This is a genomic window from Streptomyces sp. UNOB3_S3 (genome assembly GCF_020740895.1).
Lineage (GTDB): Bacteria > Actinomycetota > Actinomycetes > Streptomycetales > Streptomycetaceae > Streptomyces.
In genome coordinates this window covers 1-15,076 of sequence record NZ_JAILXP010000044.1, presented here as the reverse complement: position 1 = coordinate 15,076, position 15,076 = coordinate 1, and the positions used below count along the sequence as shown (strand labels likewise).

General features: G+C 72.7%; 15 protein-coding genes. 6 read left to right on the top strand and 9 right to left on the bottom strand.

All coding sequences use genetic code 11. The features are described 5' to 3' along the window. The first annotated feature begins 102 nt into the window (after nt 1-102). Together K6I33_RS07510 and K6I33_RS07505 are read left to right on the top strand one after the other, a co-directional pair. Nucleotides 103-741: a DUF1707 domain-containing protein gene (locus K6I33_RS07510; RefSeq protein ID WP_229349077.1), complete on the top strand. Its 639-nt coding sequence runs from the start codon at nt 103-105 to the stop codon at nt 739-741. A 182-nt stretch (nt 742-923) separates the two neighbouring features. Further along, a complete protein-coding gene (locus K6I33_RS07505) occupies nt 924-1,253 on the top strand; it encodes a hypothetical protein (RefSeq protein WP_229349075.1) in 330 nt (109 codons plus the stop codon). Between the two features lie 55 nt (nt 1,254-1,308). On the opposite strand, the gene K6I33_RS36550 is transcribed toward K6I33_RS07505, so the two are convergent. Further along, nucleotides 1,309-1,632, bottom strand: a complete 324-nt coding sequence (locus tag K6I33_RS36550; RefSeq protein ID WP_374283740.1) for a MarR family transcriptional regulator — start codon at nt 1,630-1,632, stop codon at nt 1,309-1,311. Nucleotides 1,633-1,683: 51 nt separating this feature from the next. Then, complete coding sequence (locus K6I33_RS07495) at nt 1,684-2,343, bottom strand: TetR/AcrR family transcriptional regulator (protein WP_229349073.1); 660 nt, start codon at nt 2,341-2,343, stop codon at nt 1,684-1,686. A 154-nt stretch (nt 2,344-2,497) separates the two neighbouring features. Here K6I33_RS07495 and K6I33_RS07490 point away from each other — a divergent pair, with 154 nt between their 5' ends. After that, complete coding sequence (locus K6I33_RS07490; protein WP_229349071.1) at nt 2,498-3,709, top strand: NAD(P)/FAD-dependent oxidoreductase; 1,212 nt, start codon at nt 2,498-2,500, stop codon at nt 3,707-3,709. On the opposite strand, the gene K6I33_RS07485 is transcribed toward K6I33_RS07490, so the two are convergent. From K6I33_RS07485 to K6I33_RS07475, 3 genes are read right to left on the bottom strand one after another with little or no spacing between them, the layout of a single operon-like run. Beyond that, the gene (locus K6I33_RS07485; RefSeq protein ID WP_229349069.1) at nt 3,693-4,259 is read right to left on the bottom strand and encodes a TetR/AcrR family transcriptional regulator; all 567 of its coding nucleotides are present in this window, start codon (nt 4,257-4,259) and stop codon (nt 3,693-3,695) included. The two genes, K6I33_RS07490 and K6I33_RS07485, sit on opposite strands and share 17 nt — an antisense overlap. 53 nt (nt 4,260-4,312) lie before the next feature. Further along, nucleotides 4,313-5,692 (bottom strand): amidase, encoded by a 1,380-nt coding sequence (locus tag K6I33_RS07480; protein ID WP_229349067.1) that lies wholly within the window; start codon nt 5,690-5,692, stop codon nt 4,313-4,315. Continuing rightward, nucleotides 5,679-5,840: a hypothetical protein gene (locus K6I33_RS07475; protein WP_229349064.1), complete on the bottom strand. Its 162-nt coding sequence runs from the start codon at nt 5,838-5,840 to the stop codon at nt 5,679-5,681. Before K6I33_RS07475 ends, K6I33_RS07480 begins: the two co-directional genes overlap by 14 nt. Nucleotides 5,841-5,950: 110 nt before the next feature. On the opposite strand from K6I33_RS07475, the gene K6I33_RS07470 reads away from it, so the two are divergent. Then, on the top strand, nt 5,951-6,859 hold the full coding sequence (locus tag K6I33_RS07470; RefSeq protein WP_229349061.1) for an MBL fold metallo-hydrolase: 909 nt from the start codon (nt 5,951-5,953) through the stop codon (nt 6,857-6,859). A 29-nt stretch (nt 6,860-6,888) separates the two neighbouring features. Here K6I33_RS07470 and K6I33_RS07465 read toward each other — a convergent pair whose 3' ends face one another. Continuing rightward, a complete protein-coding gene (locus K6I33_RS07465; RefSeq protein WP_229349057.1) occupies nt 6,889-8,115 on the bottom strand; it encodes a cytochrome P450 in 1,227 nt (408 codons plus the stop codon). Nucleotides 8,116-8,358: 243 nt separating this feature from the next. Between K6I33_RS07465 and K6I33_RS07460 the strand changes: the two genes are divergently transcribed. Further along, nucleotides 8,359-10,065, top strand: coding sequence for an amidohydrolase (locus tag K6I33_RS07460; protein ID WP_229349054.1), 1,707 nt, complete (start codon nt 8,359-8,361; stop codon nt 10,063-10,065). 31 nt (nt 10,066-10,096) lie between these two features. Further along, nucleotides 10,097-11,107, top strand: coding sequence for a LuxR C-terminal-related transcriptional regulator (locus K6I33_RS07455; protein ID WP_229349051.1), 1,011 nt, complete (start codon nt 10,097-10,099; stop codon nt 11,105-11,107). Nucleotides 11,108-11,274: 167 nt separating this feature from the next. On the opposite strand, the gene K6I33_RS07450 is transcribed toward K6I33_RS07455, so the two are convergent. The 3 genes from K6I33_RS07450 to K6I33_RS07440 all read right to left on the bottom strand — a co-directional run. Then, the gene (locus K6I33_RS07450; protein ID WP_229349049.1) at nt 11,275-12,201 is read right to left on the bottom strand and encodes a hypothetical protein; all 927 of its coding nucleotides are present in this window, start codon (nt 12,199-12,201) and stop codon (nt 11,275-11,277) included. A gap of 263 nt (nt 12,202-12,464) precedes the next feature. Continuing rightward, a complete protein-coding gene (locus K6I33_RS07445; protein ID WP_229349046.1) occupies nt 12,465-13,910 on the bottom strand; it encodes a glyceraldehyde-3-phosphate dehydrogenase in 1,446 nt (481 codons plus the stop codon). A 122-nt stretch (nt 13,911-14,032) separates the two neighbouring features. After that, nucleotides 14,033-15,076, bottom strand: a 1,044-nt coding sequence (locus K6I33_RS07440; RefSeq protein WP_229349043.1) for a substrate-binding domain-containing protein, incomplete at its 5' end; no start/stop codon positions are given.

Sequence of the window (15,076 nt, the reverse complement as noted above, 5' to 3'; positions counted from 1 at the left end):
TGACGGACTCTACGGCGGACGCGTCCCGTAGGGGTGGGATCAGGGTCTCCCCAGGGACTTCCCCGGGGCGGCCGGGCAGGTGGCGTCCGTAGGCTCTTGCCCATGACATCAGGGTTCCCGGAAGCCGCTCCTTGGGGCGAACAGCGCGCGTCCCACACCGACCGCGAGGCGGTCGTCCAGCGCCTTCAGCAGGCCGCGGCCGAGGGCCGTATCGACTTCCACGAGCTGGACGAACGGCTCGAACAGGCGCTCAACGCGAAGACCCATGGCGATCTGGCCGCCCTGACGGCCGACCTCCAGGGCGCGGGTCTCCGGGGCATAGTGGGGACGGGGCGGGAGCTCGTGGAGGACCGTCCGCTGGTCCTCAAGGGCGGTCTGCACGGTGTCGTCCGCAAGGGCCGCTGGCAGGTCCCGGCGCGCGTGACCGCCCATGGGGGCATGGGCGGCGTCGTCCTCGATCTCACCCGGGCGGAATGCCCGGCGCGAGCCGTCGATCTCGAAGTCCATGGCCAGATGGCGGGCGTCACGGTCGTCATACCCGACGACTGGGCCGCCGAGACCAGCGGCATCGAGCCCGGCCTCGGCGGCGTCAAGGACAGGACCACCCCCGACCACGCCCCGGACGCCCCTCTGCTCCGCATCACCGGAACGGGCGGCATGGCCGGTGTCGTCGTCCGCCACCCGAAGGGGAGGGAGCGGCGTCAGCTGGAGCGCGAGACGAAGGCGCTCGCCTCCCGGTAGCCACGGAGGCCGGGTCGGGCCGGCCTTCGACCGCACCACGCCACCGATTCCCATGCTTACGAGAGGCTGAACTCAGGGCAAACAGGACGTGTACGGATCGGCCGGGCAGGGGACGATGGCCCCGGGGCCGGTCCGCCGCCGCCCGGCGGACGGATGACGGCGTCTGTTGGAGGTCCTGAAGGATGGACGAACAGCCGCTCGCGCCGCCCGAGGTGGACGGGGCGAGAGACGGCGCGATCGCCGCACACGACGGCGTGGCGCGGCTCGTCGTGCGCGTCGGCCCGTACGTGGGCATGTCCGCCGGGGACGAGGTGCGCCTGCGCTGGGACACGGGAATCCTGCGCACCTCACTGATCGACTCCCGGCTTGTCGTCGCCACCGCGGTGGGGGTGAGCACCCTCTTCCACCTGCCCTGGCCCGCGCCCGGAATGGTCCGGGTCAGTTATGTCGTCGGTCGCGCCGACGGCCGGTGGAGCGTTTCCGAGCACATGACCGTCACCGTTACGGAGTGACGGGGGTTCACGCCCTCACATGGCCGCCACGGCCTGCGGGCCGCCGGTAGAGGCGCTACTTCCCCTGTGCGGCCGGCCGGTGCGCCCGCAGGTCGTCGGTGAGGCGGTCGATGCAGTCGGCGGTGCGGGTGAGGTAGTCGGCGACGGCGACGGCGGCGAGCTGCTCGGTGTCGTAGGAGGCGAGGAGCGCGTCTTTGGCGTCGTCGGCGGCCCGGCGGGCCGACACTATGTCGGGGCGGCGGTCGAGGGTGAGGGAGACGTAGACCAGACGGCGGTCGGCGGTGTCGCGGCGGCGGGTGACCGGCTCGGCCTTCTCCAGCCGGTCGACGAGGCGGGTGGCCGAGCCGGTGGTCAGGCCGGTGCCGCGTGAGCGGCACACCCCCGGCCCCGGCGTCTGCCCCGGCAGACGCCGGGGCCGCACTCGTACGCGCTACACGGAGCCGCCCGAATCACTCGAATCGCTCGCAACGGCCGCATCGCCCGGATCGGCCGAGCCGCTCGGCCCGTCGTGCGCGCCCTCGCCGGCGAGGGCGCGGCCGGCGCGGCGGGCGGCGGCGAGGATGTCGGCCGGGTCGGCGTCCGTGCCCAGCGCCGCGAGGAGCGCGGCGCCGGCCGTGTCGAAGGACATGCGCAGCAGGATGCGGTCCTGGGGGCTCGCGTTCTCGTCGGCGAGCAGGTCGATGACGCGGTCGAAGCCGGTGCGGACGTCCTTGCCGTCGGCCGCCAGCCGCCGGACGAGCGGCTGGTTGGCATGGGCGAGGCGCATGGCCTGAAGGTGTTCCGGGGTCGTGGAGTCGAGCCAGCGCCGCGCCGCTCGTCGCGGCAGGTCGGGCGTCCTCGGCTGGGCGGCGATCCACCCGACGAGGTCGTCGAGGTCGCGGTGGCGCGCGGTCAGGAGGCTCGACACGATCTCCTCCTTGTTGCGGAAGTGGTAGTAGAGCGACGACTTCGTCAGCCCGAGTGCCTCCGTGAGATCCCTCGTCGACGTCGCCTCGTAGCCCTTCTCCGTGAACAGTTTCAGGGCGACGCGGAGGATTTCCGCGCGCGTCTCCGCGCCCGAGCGCCGGTCGCTTCCCTTGGCGGACGTCATGCCTGCTCCTCACTCCCTTTTGCCGACGCCATCCTATCCGTCCCCTTACCGACCGCCCGTTCAGCTATTGCTTACCGACCGCTCGTTCAGTTAGCGTGAAACTTACCGACCGCCCGTTCAGTAAGCCGAGAAGTCGAGTAGGGGAGATTCCCTGATGAAGATCACGCCACGCATCGCCGTCGTCGGCGCCGGGCCCGCCGGGCTGATGTGCGCCCGTGTCCTCCAGCGGCACGGCATCGACGTCACCGTGTACGACGCCGACACGTCCGCCGACGCCCGTGACGCCGGTGGCACCCTCGATCTCCACGCCGACTCCGGGCAGATCGCTCTCGAGGAAGCCGGCCTGATGGACGCGTTCACCGCGCTCGCCCGCCCCGAGGGGCAGGCCAAGCTCCGGCTCGACCAGCACGGCACCGTGCTCGCCTCCTTCGTCCCCGGCCCGGACGACGACGCGGCGCCCGAGATCGACCGCGGCCAGCTGCGCGCGATGCTCGCCGCGCACGTCGCACCCGGAACCGTCCGGTGGGGGCACAAGCTGCTCGCGGCCGAGCCGCTGGGCGGGGGCGTGCACCGCCTCGCCTTCGAAGGCGGTGGCCGGGCCGACGCCGACCTGGTGATCGGGGCCGACGGCGCCTGGTCCCGGGTGCGGCCGCTCGTCAGCGACGCCGTCCCGCGCTACAGCGGAGTCTCGCTGCTGGAGGTCCGCTTCGACGACGTCGAGCGCCGCCACCCGGGGATCGCCGAACTCGTCGGTGACGGCCATATGTTCGCCAACAACGGCGACGGCCAGGCGATCACCGCCCAGCGCAACAGCGACGGCCACATCCGCTGCTACATCGGTATGCGTACCGCACACGACTGGCACACCGCCGCGGGCGTCGACCTCGGCGACCCGGCCGCCGTCCGGGACTTCCTGCTCGCGGAGTTCAGCGGCTGGGACGCGCGGCTGCTGCCCTTCCTCACCGACGCCGACGGCGACCACGACCACGGCTACGTCAACCGGCCGTTGTACGCCCTGCCCGCCCCCCTCACCTGGGAGCGCACCCCCGGGGTGACGCTGGTGGGCGACGCGGCCCATCTCATGTCGCCCTTCGGTGGCTTCGGCGCCAACCTCGCCCTGCTCGACGCGGCCGAACTCGCCCGGGCGGTGGCCGAGGAGCCCACGCCGGACGCCGCGATCACCCGCTACGAGGAGGCGATGTTCGCCCGCTCCGGCCCGCTCGCGGTCGGTGCCAACCAGGGCCTGGAGCGGTTCTACACCACCGGCTCCCACATCCCCGACCACGCGGCCGAGCACCAGCGGTACAAGGAGGCGGCAGCGGCGTACCGGCGCGGGCGGGGCGGCCCGGTCACGGCAGAGGCATGAGCCGGTAGAAGACGGTGGCGACGAGCTCGCGGGCGTAGGCCGCGTCGAGCGGTCCCGGGCGGAAGAGGACGCGGTACATCATCGGGGCGACGACGTGGTCCATCACCGTCTCGGCGTCCGGAACGTGTTCGCCGCGCCGCGCGGCGCGGGACAGGATCGCCTCGACCTGTTCGCGCGCGTACGCCGAGCACTGCCCGGCGTTGGGCCCCTCCGGGTCGCCCGCGAGGGCGTCCCGGACGTAGGACCGGCCCGCCGGGGACGACATCTCCTCCAGGAACGCCGAGGCCCAGTGCTCCAGGTCCGCGTGCAGGTTCCCGTGGTCCGCCGGGGGAGCCTCGGGGCGCAGTCGCTCGACCGCCACGTCCGAGAGGAGCTCCTGAAGATCGCCCCAGCGGCGGTAGACGGTCGACGGGGTCACTCCCGCCCGTGCCGCGACGAGCGGCACGGTGAGAGCGGCCCCTTCGGCCTGGAGCTCGCGTACGGCCCGGTGCACCGACTCCTGGACGCGGGCGCTGCGTCCCCCGGGGCGGACTACTGGTCTGGCGCTCATATCGCCCACCTTAACGCACAATCATTGCGCGATCCGGTGGGGCCGGGAGCGGGTCAGGCCGCGAGCGGGGCGGGACGCGCGAGGCTCGCGCAGGCGTCCTCGACGGCCCGGCCGACGCTCAGGAGCGTCGCCTCGCCGAACGGCCGCCCGATGAGCTGCATCCCGATGGGCAGCCCGGCGCCGTCGAGGCCGACCGGCAGGGACAGCGCGGGCGCGCCGGTGATGTTCGCCGGGGCGGACAGCCGCACGTAGGCGTCGGACACGGACTCGATGGTGCCGTCCGGCCAGGCCACGGTCGGCTGGCCGGCGCGGGCCGCGACCATGGGCACGGTCGGCGCCGCGACCACGTCCACCTCGTCGAAGAGCCGTGCCCACTCCTGCCGCATCAGGGTGCGGGCGCGCTGGGCCCGCAAGTAGTCGCCGGCCGGGACGTGTTCGCCGGCCTCCAGCAGGAGGCGGACGTCCGGCGTGTACAGCTCCGGGGACGTGCGCAGCGTCTCCTCGTGCACGGCGGACGCCTCGGGGACCATCAGCCCCCACTGGGTGCCCTGGACGTGGTCGGCCATGGGGATCTCCACGTCCACGAGCCGCGCCCCGAGATCCGCCAGCCGGGCCGTCGCCGCCCGGACCGCTTCCGCCACCTCGGGCGTGACCCGCTCGAAGTAGTGGTTGCGGGGGACGCCCACGCGCACCCCGGCCATATCGCGCACCCCGGCCGCACCGCCCGCACCGCCCGCCACGGTCGCGTCGTGCCCCGTCAGCGCGGCGAGCACGAGCCCGGCGTCGCGCACGGTGCGGGTGAGGGGGCCGACGTGGTCCAGGGACCAGGAGAGCGGGACCACCCCGTCGACGGGGACGAGCCCGTACGTCGGCTTCAGCCCCACCACCCCGTTCAGCGCCGCCGGGACCCGGATCGAGCCGCCGGTGTCCGTGCCCAGGGCGAACGTGGCCGTCCCGGCGGCGACCGCCACCGCCGAGCCCCCGCTGGAGCCGCCCGCCACCCGGTCGGCGGACCGGGCGTTGCGGGTCTGCGGGGTGGTCAGCCCGTAGGCGAACTCGTGGGTGTGGGTCTTGCCCAGCAGGACCGCGCCGGCCTCCGCGAGGCGTGCGGCGACGGTGCTGTCCCGCTCCGCCACATGGTGCTCCCGCACCCGGGAACTGGCCGTGGTCGGCAGCCCGGCCACGTCGATCAGGTCCTTCAGGGCCATCGGGACGCCGTGCAACGGGCCCCGGCGCCGCCCCGCGGCGATCTCCCGCTCCGCGACCGCCGCGGCGTGCCGCGCGGTGTCCGCGACGACCTCGACGTAGGCGTTCAGGCGCGGCTCCACCGTGTCGATCCGGTCCAGGACGGAGTCGGTGAGCTCGGTGGGTGAGAGCCCGCCCGCCGCGATCGCCTCGGCCGCGTCGGCGAGGGTCAGCTCATACGGTTCCATCGGTCCGCTCCTCTCCCGGGTGGTACGCCGCCGCGGGCGCGGTCGTGCCGAGGTCCAGTTCCCGCAGGGTGCCGATCACGTTCCGGATGTGCAGTGCCGTGGCGGCCACGGCGGCGTCGTGCCCGGGATCGGAGTCTGAGGTGATCATGATGAGTCCAGCCCTCCCAGCAAAAAGCAGAATCTTTGCGTTAGTGGAGCATACGGGCTACGATCGACTAACGCAAAGAATGAGCTTTTGGCTTGATGGAGGGGCATTCGATGGACCCGATAGACCTGATGGAACAGACCGGGCAGACCTGGACGATGGGCAACGTCGTCGTCCACCGCGTCGACGAGATCGCCCTCCCGTCGGAGACCGGCGCCTGGCTGCTGCCCGCCGCCACCCCCGAGGTCGTGACCGGAGAGCCCTGGCTCCGGCCCGGTTTCGCCACGCCCGACGGCACCCTCCGCCTGGCCAGCCACACCTTCGCCTTCGAGACCGGCGGCCTGAAGGTCCTCGTCGACACCGGCATCGGCAACGGCAAGACCCGCGCCAACCCCGCCTGGCACCAGCTGGACACCGGCTACCTCGACCGGCTCACCGCCGCCGGCTTCCCGCCCGAGAGCGTCGACCTGGTCGTCCTCACCCACCTCCACACCGACCACGTCGGCTGGAACACCCGCGCCGCGGACGACGGAACATGGGTCCCCACGTTCCCCAACGCCCGCTACGTCACCTCCCGCACCGAGTGGGACCACTGGGCGGGCCAGGCAGACAGCATGGACGAGCACCGCCGCCAGATGTTCCGCGACTCCGTCGACCCGGTCCGCGACGCCGGGCTCGTCGACCTGGCCGACGTCCACGACGGCCCCACCGCCATCGCCCCCGGCATCCGGCTGCTCCCCACCCCCGGGCACACACCGGGCCAGGTCGCCGTCGAGCTCCACAGCGCCGGACGGACGGCGGTGATCACCGGCGACTGCGTCCACCACCCCGTACAGCTGGCACACCCCGCGATCACCAGCTGCGTCGACACCGACCCCGAACAGGCCGTCCGCACCCGCCGTGACCTCCTCGCCGCGCTCGCCGGCACGGACACCCTCCTGCTGGGCACCCACTTCCCGCCCCCGACCGCCGGGCACGTCACCGCCGACGGCGAGGGTTACCGGCTCGTCCCCGCGTCCTGAATCCCGGATGACGAGCCGTCACCCGCCGGTCAGACGCCCGGCCACCTGCCGCCGAAGTCGGCGGACAGGCCGAAGTGGGCGCACAGGCGGGCGGGGCCGCGCTGATGGGCCGTCCGCCAGACGGTGCCGGCGTCCGCGAGGGTCAGGCCGGGGAGGGCCGCGAGCAGGGTCCGGGTCGCGATCAGGGCCTGGCTGCGGGCCAGGGCGGCGCCGGGGCACCGGTGCATCCCGTGCCCGAAGCCCAGGTGCGTATGGAGGTTCTCCCGCCCGGGGTCGAGCCGGTCCGGGGCGGGAAACTGCGCCGGGTCGCGGTTCGCGGAGGCGAGCGCCAGCATGACGGTGGATCCGGCCGGCAGGACGGTCCCCGCCACCTCGACGTCCTGGTCGGCGCGCCGCCACTGGGCGGCCCCGGAAGGGCTGTGCAGCCGCAGGATCTCCTCGATCACCGCACCCAGCGGGTGCCCCTCGGCCGCCGGCAGGCCCGGACCGCCCGGGCAGGGCAGCAGCGTCCGCAGAACGGAACCGATCAGGTTGACCGTGCTCTGATGACCCGTGATCAGAAGGAGCGTGGTCATCGACACCAGCTCCTCCTCGTCGATCTCGCCGAGGTCGTGGGCTCGGGCCAGCGTGTCCAGCAGGCCCGGCCCGTCCCGGCGCCCGCGCCCGGCGAGGAGCCGCCGGGACAGCGAGGCCAGGCCCTCGGCGGCGTCGGCGACCCGGCGTACCTCGCCCGGACGGGCCGAGGTGAGGCTGATCGTCCATCGGCGGATGTCGTCCTCGTACCGGGTCGGAACGCCCATCAGGTCGCACAGACCGGTCAGCACCAAGGGGTAGACATAGGACTCGACCAGGTCGGCCCGGCGCTGCCGGGCCAGGCCGCGGACCAGGTCCTGAGCGGTGCGCCGGGTGCGGTCCGCGAGACGCTCCACGGACCGGTGGGACAGCGCGGACGACAGCAGCGCGCGCAGCACGGTGTGGCGGGGCGCGCCGACGTCCCGTACGCCCCGGAAGAAGCACGGGTGGAGATGCGCGGGGATCATGGTCAGCGCCCCGGGAACCGGGTGGCGGGCCGTCGAGGGCAGCCGCGGGTCGCGCAGCAGCGCCCGGACGTCGGCGTAGCGCGTCACCAGCCAGGCCCCGTCCCCGGTCGGCAGCCGCAGCCGGCTGACCGGGGCCTCGCGGCGCAGCCGGTCGTACGTGGCGCGCGGGTCCTCCAGCAGCTCCGGGCCGTAGACCTCGATCCCGCCGTCGCGCATCGCCGGATCTCCTTAACCCACGCCGCCGGTCCCGGTCGATCAGTTCATCGCCGTCGGGCCGCCCGCGCACGTCGCGTGACCCATCCGGGCGAGGGCGGGGCTTCCCCCGGAGCCGCCGGTCCGGGCGGCCGGGCATCGGTTGGATGACCGATGTGCGCGCACGCGGACCTGACGCACAGTGCTGACAGCTCCCGGCCGACCGGGCGGGAGCCTCCTCAGCGCTCCCTCAGATAGGACATCACCGTGCCCGCCGCTCCGGCAGATCTCGTCTTCGTCAACGGTTCGGTCCTCACCGTCGACTCCCGCTTCACCGTCGCCTCCGCCCTGGCCGTCACCGGCGGCCACATCAGCGCCGTCGGCGACCGGGCCGAGGTCATGGCGCACGCCGGCCCCGCCACCCGGATCGTCGACCTCGGCGGCGGGACGCTCCTGCCCGGCATCAACGACACCCACCTCCACGGCTGCGCCTTCGGGCTGACCGGGCCTCCGCTGTCCCTCGACGTCTCCCACCCCGCCGTGCGGTCGCTGGCCGATGTGGCCGAGGCCGTGCGGAAGGCCGCCGCGACGACCCCGGCGGGGGAGTGGATCACCGGGCACGGGTGGGACGCGGGCTACCTCGCCGAGTGCGTCGCCGACCCCTCCCGGCTGCCCGGCCGGCACGACCTGGACGCCGTCAGCCCCCACCACCCCGTCCTGCTGTACTCCGCCACCGGCCACGCCACCTGGGTCAACTCCGCGGCGCTCGCGCGGGCCGGAGTGGACCGCGACACCCCCGTCCCGCCCGGAGGGGTGATCGTCGCCGACGCGGCGGGCGAGCCCACCGGGCTCCTCCAGGAGGGCGCCCAGGACCTCGTCCACCGGGCGTTGCCCGCGCTCTCCCCGGAGGTCCGCGCCGACGCGATCCGGGCCACCTTGCGCACCCTGGCCCGGCTCGGCATCACCAGCTACACCGAGCCCGGCCTCGGCCCGGGCGGCGACGCCCTGATGCGCGGCGCCCTCGCCCACAGCACCCTCGACGTCTACCGGCGCCTGCTCGCCGACGGCGAACTGACCGCGCGGGTCGGCGTGCTGCTGCTGCCGACCGGGATGACCGGCACGGCCGAGGACTTCGTCCAGGCGCTGGCGGCCATGGACGAACCGCCGTCCACCGACCCCCGCCGCCTCGCGGTCCTCGGCGTCAAGCTGTTCGCCGACGGCATCCCGGTCAACAAGACGTCCTGGATGCACGAGCCGTACATCGGCGGCGGCTGCGGCTCGCTGTGCGTCGGCGGGGACACCGACGAGGAGCGCGTCGCGCAGATCACGGAGATGATCCGCCACACCCACGCCGCCGGGTACCAGGCCGGTGTCCACGTCACCGGCGACCGGGCCATCGACACCGTCGTCGACGCCTTCGCCGCGGCCGCCGCCGAGCGGCCCCGCCCCGACGCCCGGCACTACGTCATCCACGGCGACTTCCTCACCGCCCGCAGCATGCGGACGCTGGCGCGGCACGGCTTCGGCGTCAATATGAACCCCACCATCAAATGGACCGTCGCCGACCTCGAGGAGGAGTTCGTCGGCCCGCAGCGGGCGGCGTACGAGTGGCCCTACCGGGACGCGATCGACGCCGGCGTGACCGTGACCAGTGGCTCCGACGCCCCCGTCACCCTCCCCGACTGGCGGCAGGGCGTCTCCACGATGATGCTGCGCGAGTCCAGGGCCAGCGGCCGCGTCAGCGGACCCGGCCAGCGCATCCGGCTCGCCGAGGCCCTGCGCACCTACACCTCCGACGCGGCCTGGCAGGACTTCGCCGAGGACTGGAAGGGCACCCTGGAGGTGGGCAAGGTCGCCGACCTGTGCGTGCTCGCGGACGATCTGCTGACCACCGACCCGCACGACATCCCCGCCGTACCCGTGGTGTTCACCGTCGTCGGCGGCGAGGTCGTCCACGACGAGCTCACCGTTTGACGCCCGGATGCCCGTTGATCATTCTGACCGGATGACAGCGGGGACGACAGCACAGCCGAGCACGCCGGACATCCTCGGCGCCGCCCTGGGCGTACGCGAGGCCGCGCGCCATGCCGCACAAGGTAAGGGTGGCGCCGACGCCGTCCTGACGGCGCTGTCCGCGCTGATCGACCACGACCACGCGTCGCTGTCCCGGTGGGACCCGTTGCTCCGCCGCCATGTGACGCTGGCCGGCAGCTATCCGGCGCGCACCACCCGCTACATCGAGACGCGCCTGCACGACGATCCGGCCTTCGCGCTGATCCGTCACACGCCGGGCACGACGAGCTGGTGGCACGACGTGCCCGCGCCGGTGCGCGGGGCGTCCACCGGGTTCCAGGAGGTCCTCGAACCCCTGGGCGTCCAGGACGGCGTGGCCCAGTGCCTGTTCTCCGCGGACGGCCGGTACGTGGGCATCCTCAACGTCAGCACGACGCGGGAACGGTGCGATCAGCCGGCCGTCCGGGCCGTGCTGACCCTGCTGGCCGAGTGCCTCGCGGCCGTCGCCGACCCGCTCGCCGGGCACCGCTCCCCGGGGCCCGGCGGCACCGGCCACACCTGCGCCGTGCTCCTGCCCGACGCCGAAGGCGCGGGGGAGACGGCCCCGGTGCCGTTGAGCGGGGAGCCGCTGCCCGGCCTCACCGAGCCGGGCTCCCCGCTCGTGGCCCTGCTGCGAAAGACGGCCGCACGGCGCACCCTGCCGGCCACGGTGCTGGTGCCGTACCGGCAGCGGATGCTCGAACTCCACCTGACCCGCCAGGGGGACCGCACGGTCGTCGTGTGCCGAACGGTCGCCCGGCCCGCCGCGCTCTCCCCGCGTGAGCTGGAAGTGCTGGCGGAACTCACCCAGGGGCGCACCAACCGCGAGATCGCCGGCCGCCTGTACGTCAGCCCCCGCACCGTCGCCACCCACATCGAGCACATCCTCGCCAAACTCGACGTCCCCAACCGCGTGGCCGCCGCGGGCCGGGCTGTCGCCTGGGGCCTCGAACCGGCCCCCTGACCGCACCCCACCCATGAGACGCCGTGGCCCCCGCCCCCGTGCATTCGGACGCTGTTGGTTAATTCCCGTACTCGCGTGACGTCGGTCTCCGGAAACCGGCTGTGGTTTTGGAAACCGACGTCGCGTATGGAGTGGGTGGCCATGCCGACGTGTCGCCTATGACCGGCCTACGACCACCACTTGTGCCAGAGGGCGTTGTCGCCGCCGCGGACGAACGTGTCGATACGCCCGTGCCCCCAGGACACCGCCGCCGGCGCCGACGTCAGGCCACCGCCCAGGGACTCCCAGTTGGACCAGGACGAACCGTCCCACCACTTGTGCCACATCGCGTTGTCGCCACCGCGGACGAACGTGTCCAGGCGGCCGGTGTCCCACGACGACACGGCCGGGTCGGAGGTCAGGCCGCCGCCGAGGGATTCCCAGTTGGACCAGCCGCGGTCGTACCACTTGTGCCACATGGCGTTGTCGCCACCGCGGACGAACGTGTCGATACGGCCGGACCCCCAGGAGACGGCGGCGGGCGCGGAGGTCAGGCCACCCCCGAGCGACTCCCAGTTGGACCAGCCGTTGTCGTACCACTTGTGGTACATCGCGTTGTCAGTACCCCGGACGAAGGTGTCCAGACGACCGCTGCTCCACGACGACACGGCCGGTGCGGAAGTGAGCACGCCGCCCAGGGACTCCCAGTCGGACCAGCGGCCGTCGTACCACTTGTGCCACATGGCGTTGTCGCCGCCACGGGCGAACACGTCGATGCGGCCGGGTCCCCAGGAGACGGCGGCGGGCGCGGAGGTCAGGTTGCCGCCCAGCGACTCCCAGTTGGACCAGCCGTTGTCGTACCACTTGTGCCAGAGGGCGTTGTCGCCGCCGCGGACGAAGGTGTCCAGACGGCCGTTGTTCCAGGACGACACGGCGGGTGCCGAGGTCAGACCGCCGCCGAGGGACTCCCAGCCGGACCAGTTCTGCACCGTGGGCCCGGCTGCGGGCCCGGAGGGTACGGGCGGCGGAGCCGGCGCGGCCGTGGCGGGTGCCACCAGGGCGCCGAGGAGGACGAAGAGGGTTGCGAGGAAGACGGGGAGCGAGCGTCTGTGCATGCGGGACTTCCTTCCGGCCGGGCACGGGGAATCCGATGCCGACGGGGGCAGTTGCTTGCGAGTCACAGCACTTTCTGCTCATTTCTGTGCGCGCCTGACACTATGGGTGATGACTATGCTCGGACAGTCGGGAACCGGCCCATCCACGTACCCGGAACGCGAACCGCCCCGCTGATCAAGGGATCAGCGGGGCGGAGTAGCCGGGTTCCTGAATCAACCGACAGCGTCCGTAGATTCGGGGGCGGGGGCCACGGTCGTATCGATCAGGCCAGCGGGGCCGGGTAGGTGGGGTACTCCACCCCGGAGACGTGCTGGACGACGCGGATGACCTGGCAGGAGTAGCCGAACTCGTTGTCGTACCAGAGGTAGAGGATCGCGTTGTCGCCGTCGACCTTGGTGGCACCGGCGTCGACGATCGACGCGTGGCGCGAGCCCACGAAGTCCATGGAGACGGCGTCGGGGGCGGTGGTGAAGTCGATCTGGCGCTTCAGCGGCGAGTTCAGCGAGACGTCGCGGAGGTACTCGAGGACCTCCTCGCGGGTGGTCTCACGGCCCAGGCGCAGGCTGAGGATCGCGATCGAGACGTCCGGCACCGGGACGCGGATCGAGCTGCCGGTGATCGGCGCCTTGAGGTCGGGCAGGGCCTTGGCGACGGCGGAGGCGGCGCCGGTCTCCGTGATGACCATGTTGAGCGGCGCCGAGCGGCCGCGGCGGTCGGCCTTGTGGTAGTTGTCCAGCAGGTTCTGGTCGTTGGTGAACGAGTGGACGGTCTCCACGTGGCCGCGCAGCACACCGTACTCGTCGTCCATGGCCTTCAGCGGCGGGACGATCGCGTTGGTGGTGCAGGAAGCGCAGGACAGGATCTGCTCGTCGGGCTTGATCGTGTCGTGGTTGACGCCGTGGACGATGTTGGGGACGTCGCCCTTGCCCGGCGCGGTGAGGACGACCTTGTCGACGCCCGGGCGCAGGTGCTTCGACAGGCCCTCGCGGTCGCGCCACTTGCCGGTGTTGTCGATGAGGATGGCGTTGTCGATGCCGTACGCCGTGTAGTCGACTTCGGACGGGTCGTTGGCGTAGATCACCTTGATGGCGTTGCCGTTGGCGACGATCGTGCTGTTCACCTCGTCGACGGTGATCGTGCCCTGGAACTGGCCGTGGATCGAGTCGCGCCGCAGCAGCGAGGCGCGCTTGACGAGGTCCTGATCGCCGCCGCCGCGGACCACGATGGCGCGCAGCCGCAGACCGTTGCCGGAGCCCGCCTTCTCGATGAGCAGCCGGGCGACGAGGCGGCCGATGCGGCCGAAGCCGTAGAGGACGACGTCGCGCCCCTCGCGGCACTCGATCTTGTTGGCGCCCGTGGCACCGGCGACGGCCTCGGCGGTGAACGCCTCCACCGACAGACCACGGTCGTCGGTCTTGTACGTCGCGGCCAGCATGCCGATGTCGATCTGCGAGGGGCCGAGGTCGAGCGTGGTGAGAGCCTGCAGGAAGGGCAGCGTCTCGGTGACCGAGAGCTCCTCCCCGGCGATCTGCCGGGCGAATCGGTGGGTCTTGAGGATGCTGACCACCGACTTGTTCACCAGGGAGCGGCTGTGCACCAGAACGGTGACGTCCCGCTCGCGGTGCAGCTTCCCGATGAGGGGGATCATCGACTCCGCGATCTCCTCGCGGTTCTTCCAGTTTGTGAACGAGTCGTCGTTGACAGTCACAGGCTTCTCTTTCGAGCTAGGAGGCGCTCACATGCTAACCCGATGCTCTTTCCAGCCTTCAAGGGGTGTCCACTGCGAGATGTGCCACTCTTCACCGCCGATTTCCCTTCGATTCGCTGGCGTCACCGGCCCCAGATCCTCCGGTAGGCCTCCCGGTACCCGGGGGGATCCCAGGACGTGGCGCCATCGCTGTTCGCGGCCGTGGCGATGTGGACGGGTGCGACATAGCCGCTGGCGGGGGCGCCGGAGAAGGCGCGGTTGAATTCGTCGACGGCCTGCCAGCCCTGCTGGGAGAGCGGCTCGGGGACGGTGGCCGCCTGGAACTGCCGGCTCTCGACGCGCTGGAAGGCCGAGGGGTCGCCGTCGCCCGCGCCGATGTTGTACGGGGCGCCGGAGCCCTTCCTGCGGGCCGCGCGGAGAGCGGGGGCGGCGTCGGCGAAGTAGACGTCGTTGATGGCGACGGAGTGGGTCCACGCGTCCCCGAAGCGGGCGAGGAGCGAGGAGACCTCCTGGGGGGTGCGGCTGCTCGTGTCCGGCAGGGGGATGTTCTTCTCCGCCAGCAGCCGGACTCCGGGGCAGGTGGCGAGCTGCTCCTTGATCAGGTCGGACTTGTGCCGGGCGAACGGGATCGACGCGTCGGTGAAGACGACGACCCCGGCGTCGCCCCCGGAGTGGTCGACGACCCAGTCCGCGCTGATCCTGGCGACGTCCTCGACCTTGGTGGTGATGTTGGTGGAGAGCCGGGGGCGTTCGCTCGGGCCGGGGACGGCGACCGCGTGCCAGCCGACGAGCGGGATGCGCGCGGCACCGGCCTGGGCGACCTGGCGGGAGGTCAGCCGGGGGTCGAAGCCGCCGACGACGATGCCCGAGGGCCGCAGGGTGACGGCCTGGCTGAACGCCGCCTGGATGCCGGACGGGGTGCCCTGGCCGTCGATCACCCGTACGTTCCAGCCGATGACGCGCGCGGCGTCCCGGACGCCCGCCACGGTGCCCGCGACGCCGGGGTTGGTCATGGACTGCGCGACGTAGACGAGGGTCTTGCCGGGGACCGCCCGGGGGCCGGTGGTGGGGCCGTTCCAGACGGGCTCGCCCGACTCGGCCCGCCGGACGGCCGCGCTAGCCCGTGCCAGGGTGCCGGGGCAGCCGGCGGCCGCCGTCCTCGGGGG

What these genes read in the sequence shown, in the direction of transcription:
- K6I33_RS07490 (WP_229349071.1), top strand. Translation starts at nt 2,498, where the DNA reads ATGAAGATCACGCCACGCATCGCCGTCGTCGGCGCCGGGCCCGCCGGG.
- K6I33_RS07470 (WP_229349061.1), top strand. Translation starts at nt 5,951, where the DNA reads ATGGACCCGATAGACCTGATGGAACAGACCGGGCAGACCTGGACGATG.
- K6I33_RS07505 (WP_229349075.1), top strand. Translation starts at nt 924, where the DNA reads ATGGACGAACAGCCGCTCGCGCCGCCCGAGGTGGACGGGGCGAGAGAC.
- K6I33_RS07450 (WP_229349049.1), bottom strand. Translation starts at nt 12,201, where the DNA reads ATGCACAGACGCTCGCTCCCCGTCTTCCTCGCAACCCTCTTCGTCCTC.
- K6I33_RS07455 (WP_229349051.1), top strand. Translation starts at nt 10,097, where the DNA reads ATGACAGCGGGGACGACAGCACAGCCGAGCACGCCGGACATCCTCGGC.
- K6I33_RS07485 (WP_229349069.1), bottom strand. Translation starts at nt 4,259, where the DNA reads ATGAGCGCCAGACCAGTAGTCCGCCCCGGGGGACGCAGCGCCCGCGTC.
- K6I33_RS07510 (WP_229349077.1), top strand. Translation starts at nt 103, where the DNA reads ATGACATCAGGGTTCCCGGAAGCCGCTCCTTGGGGCGAACAGCGCGCG.
- K6I33_RS07475 (WP_229349064.1), bottom strand. Translation starts at nt 5,840, where the DNA reads ATGATCACCTCAGACTCCGATCCCGGGCACGACGCCGCCGTGGCCGCC.
- K6I33_RS07465 (WP_229349057.1), bottom strand. Translation starts at nt 8,115, where the DNA reads ATGCGCGACGGCGGGATCGAGGTCTACGGCCCGGAGCTGCTGGAGGAC.
- K6I33_RS07495 (WP_229349073.1), bottom strand. Translation starts at nt 2,343, where the DNA reads ATGACGTCCGCCAAGGGAAGCGACCGGCGCTCGGGCGCGGAGACGCGC.
- K6I33_RS07480 (WP_229349067.1), bottom strand. Translation starts at nt 5,692, where the DNA reads ATGGAACCGTATGAGCTGACCCTCGCCGACGCGGCCGAGGCGATCGCG.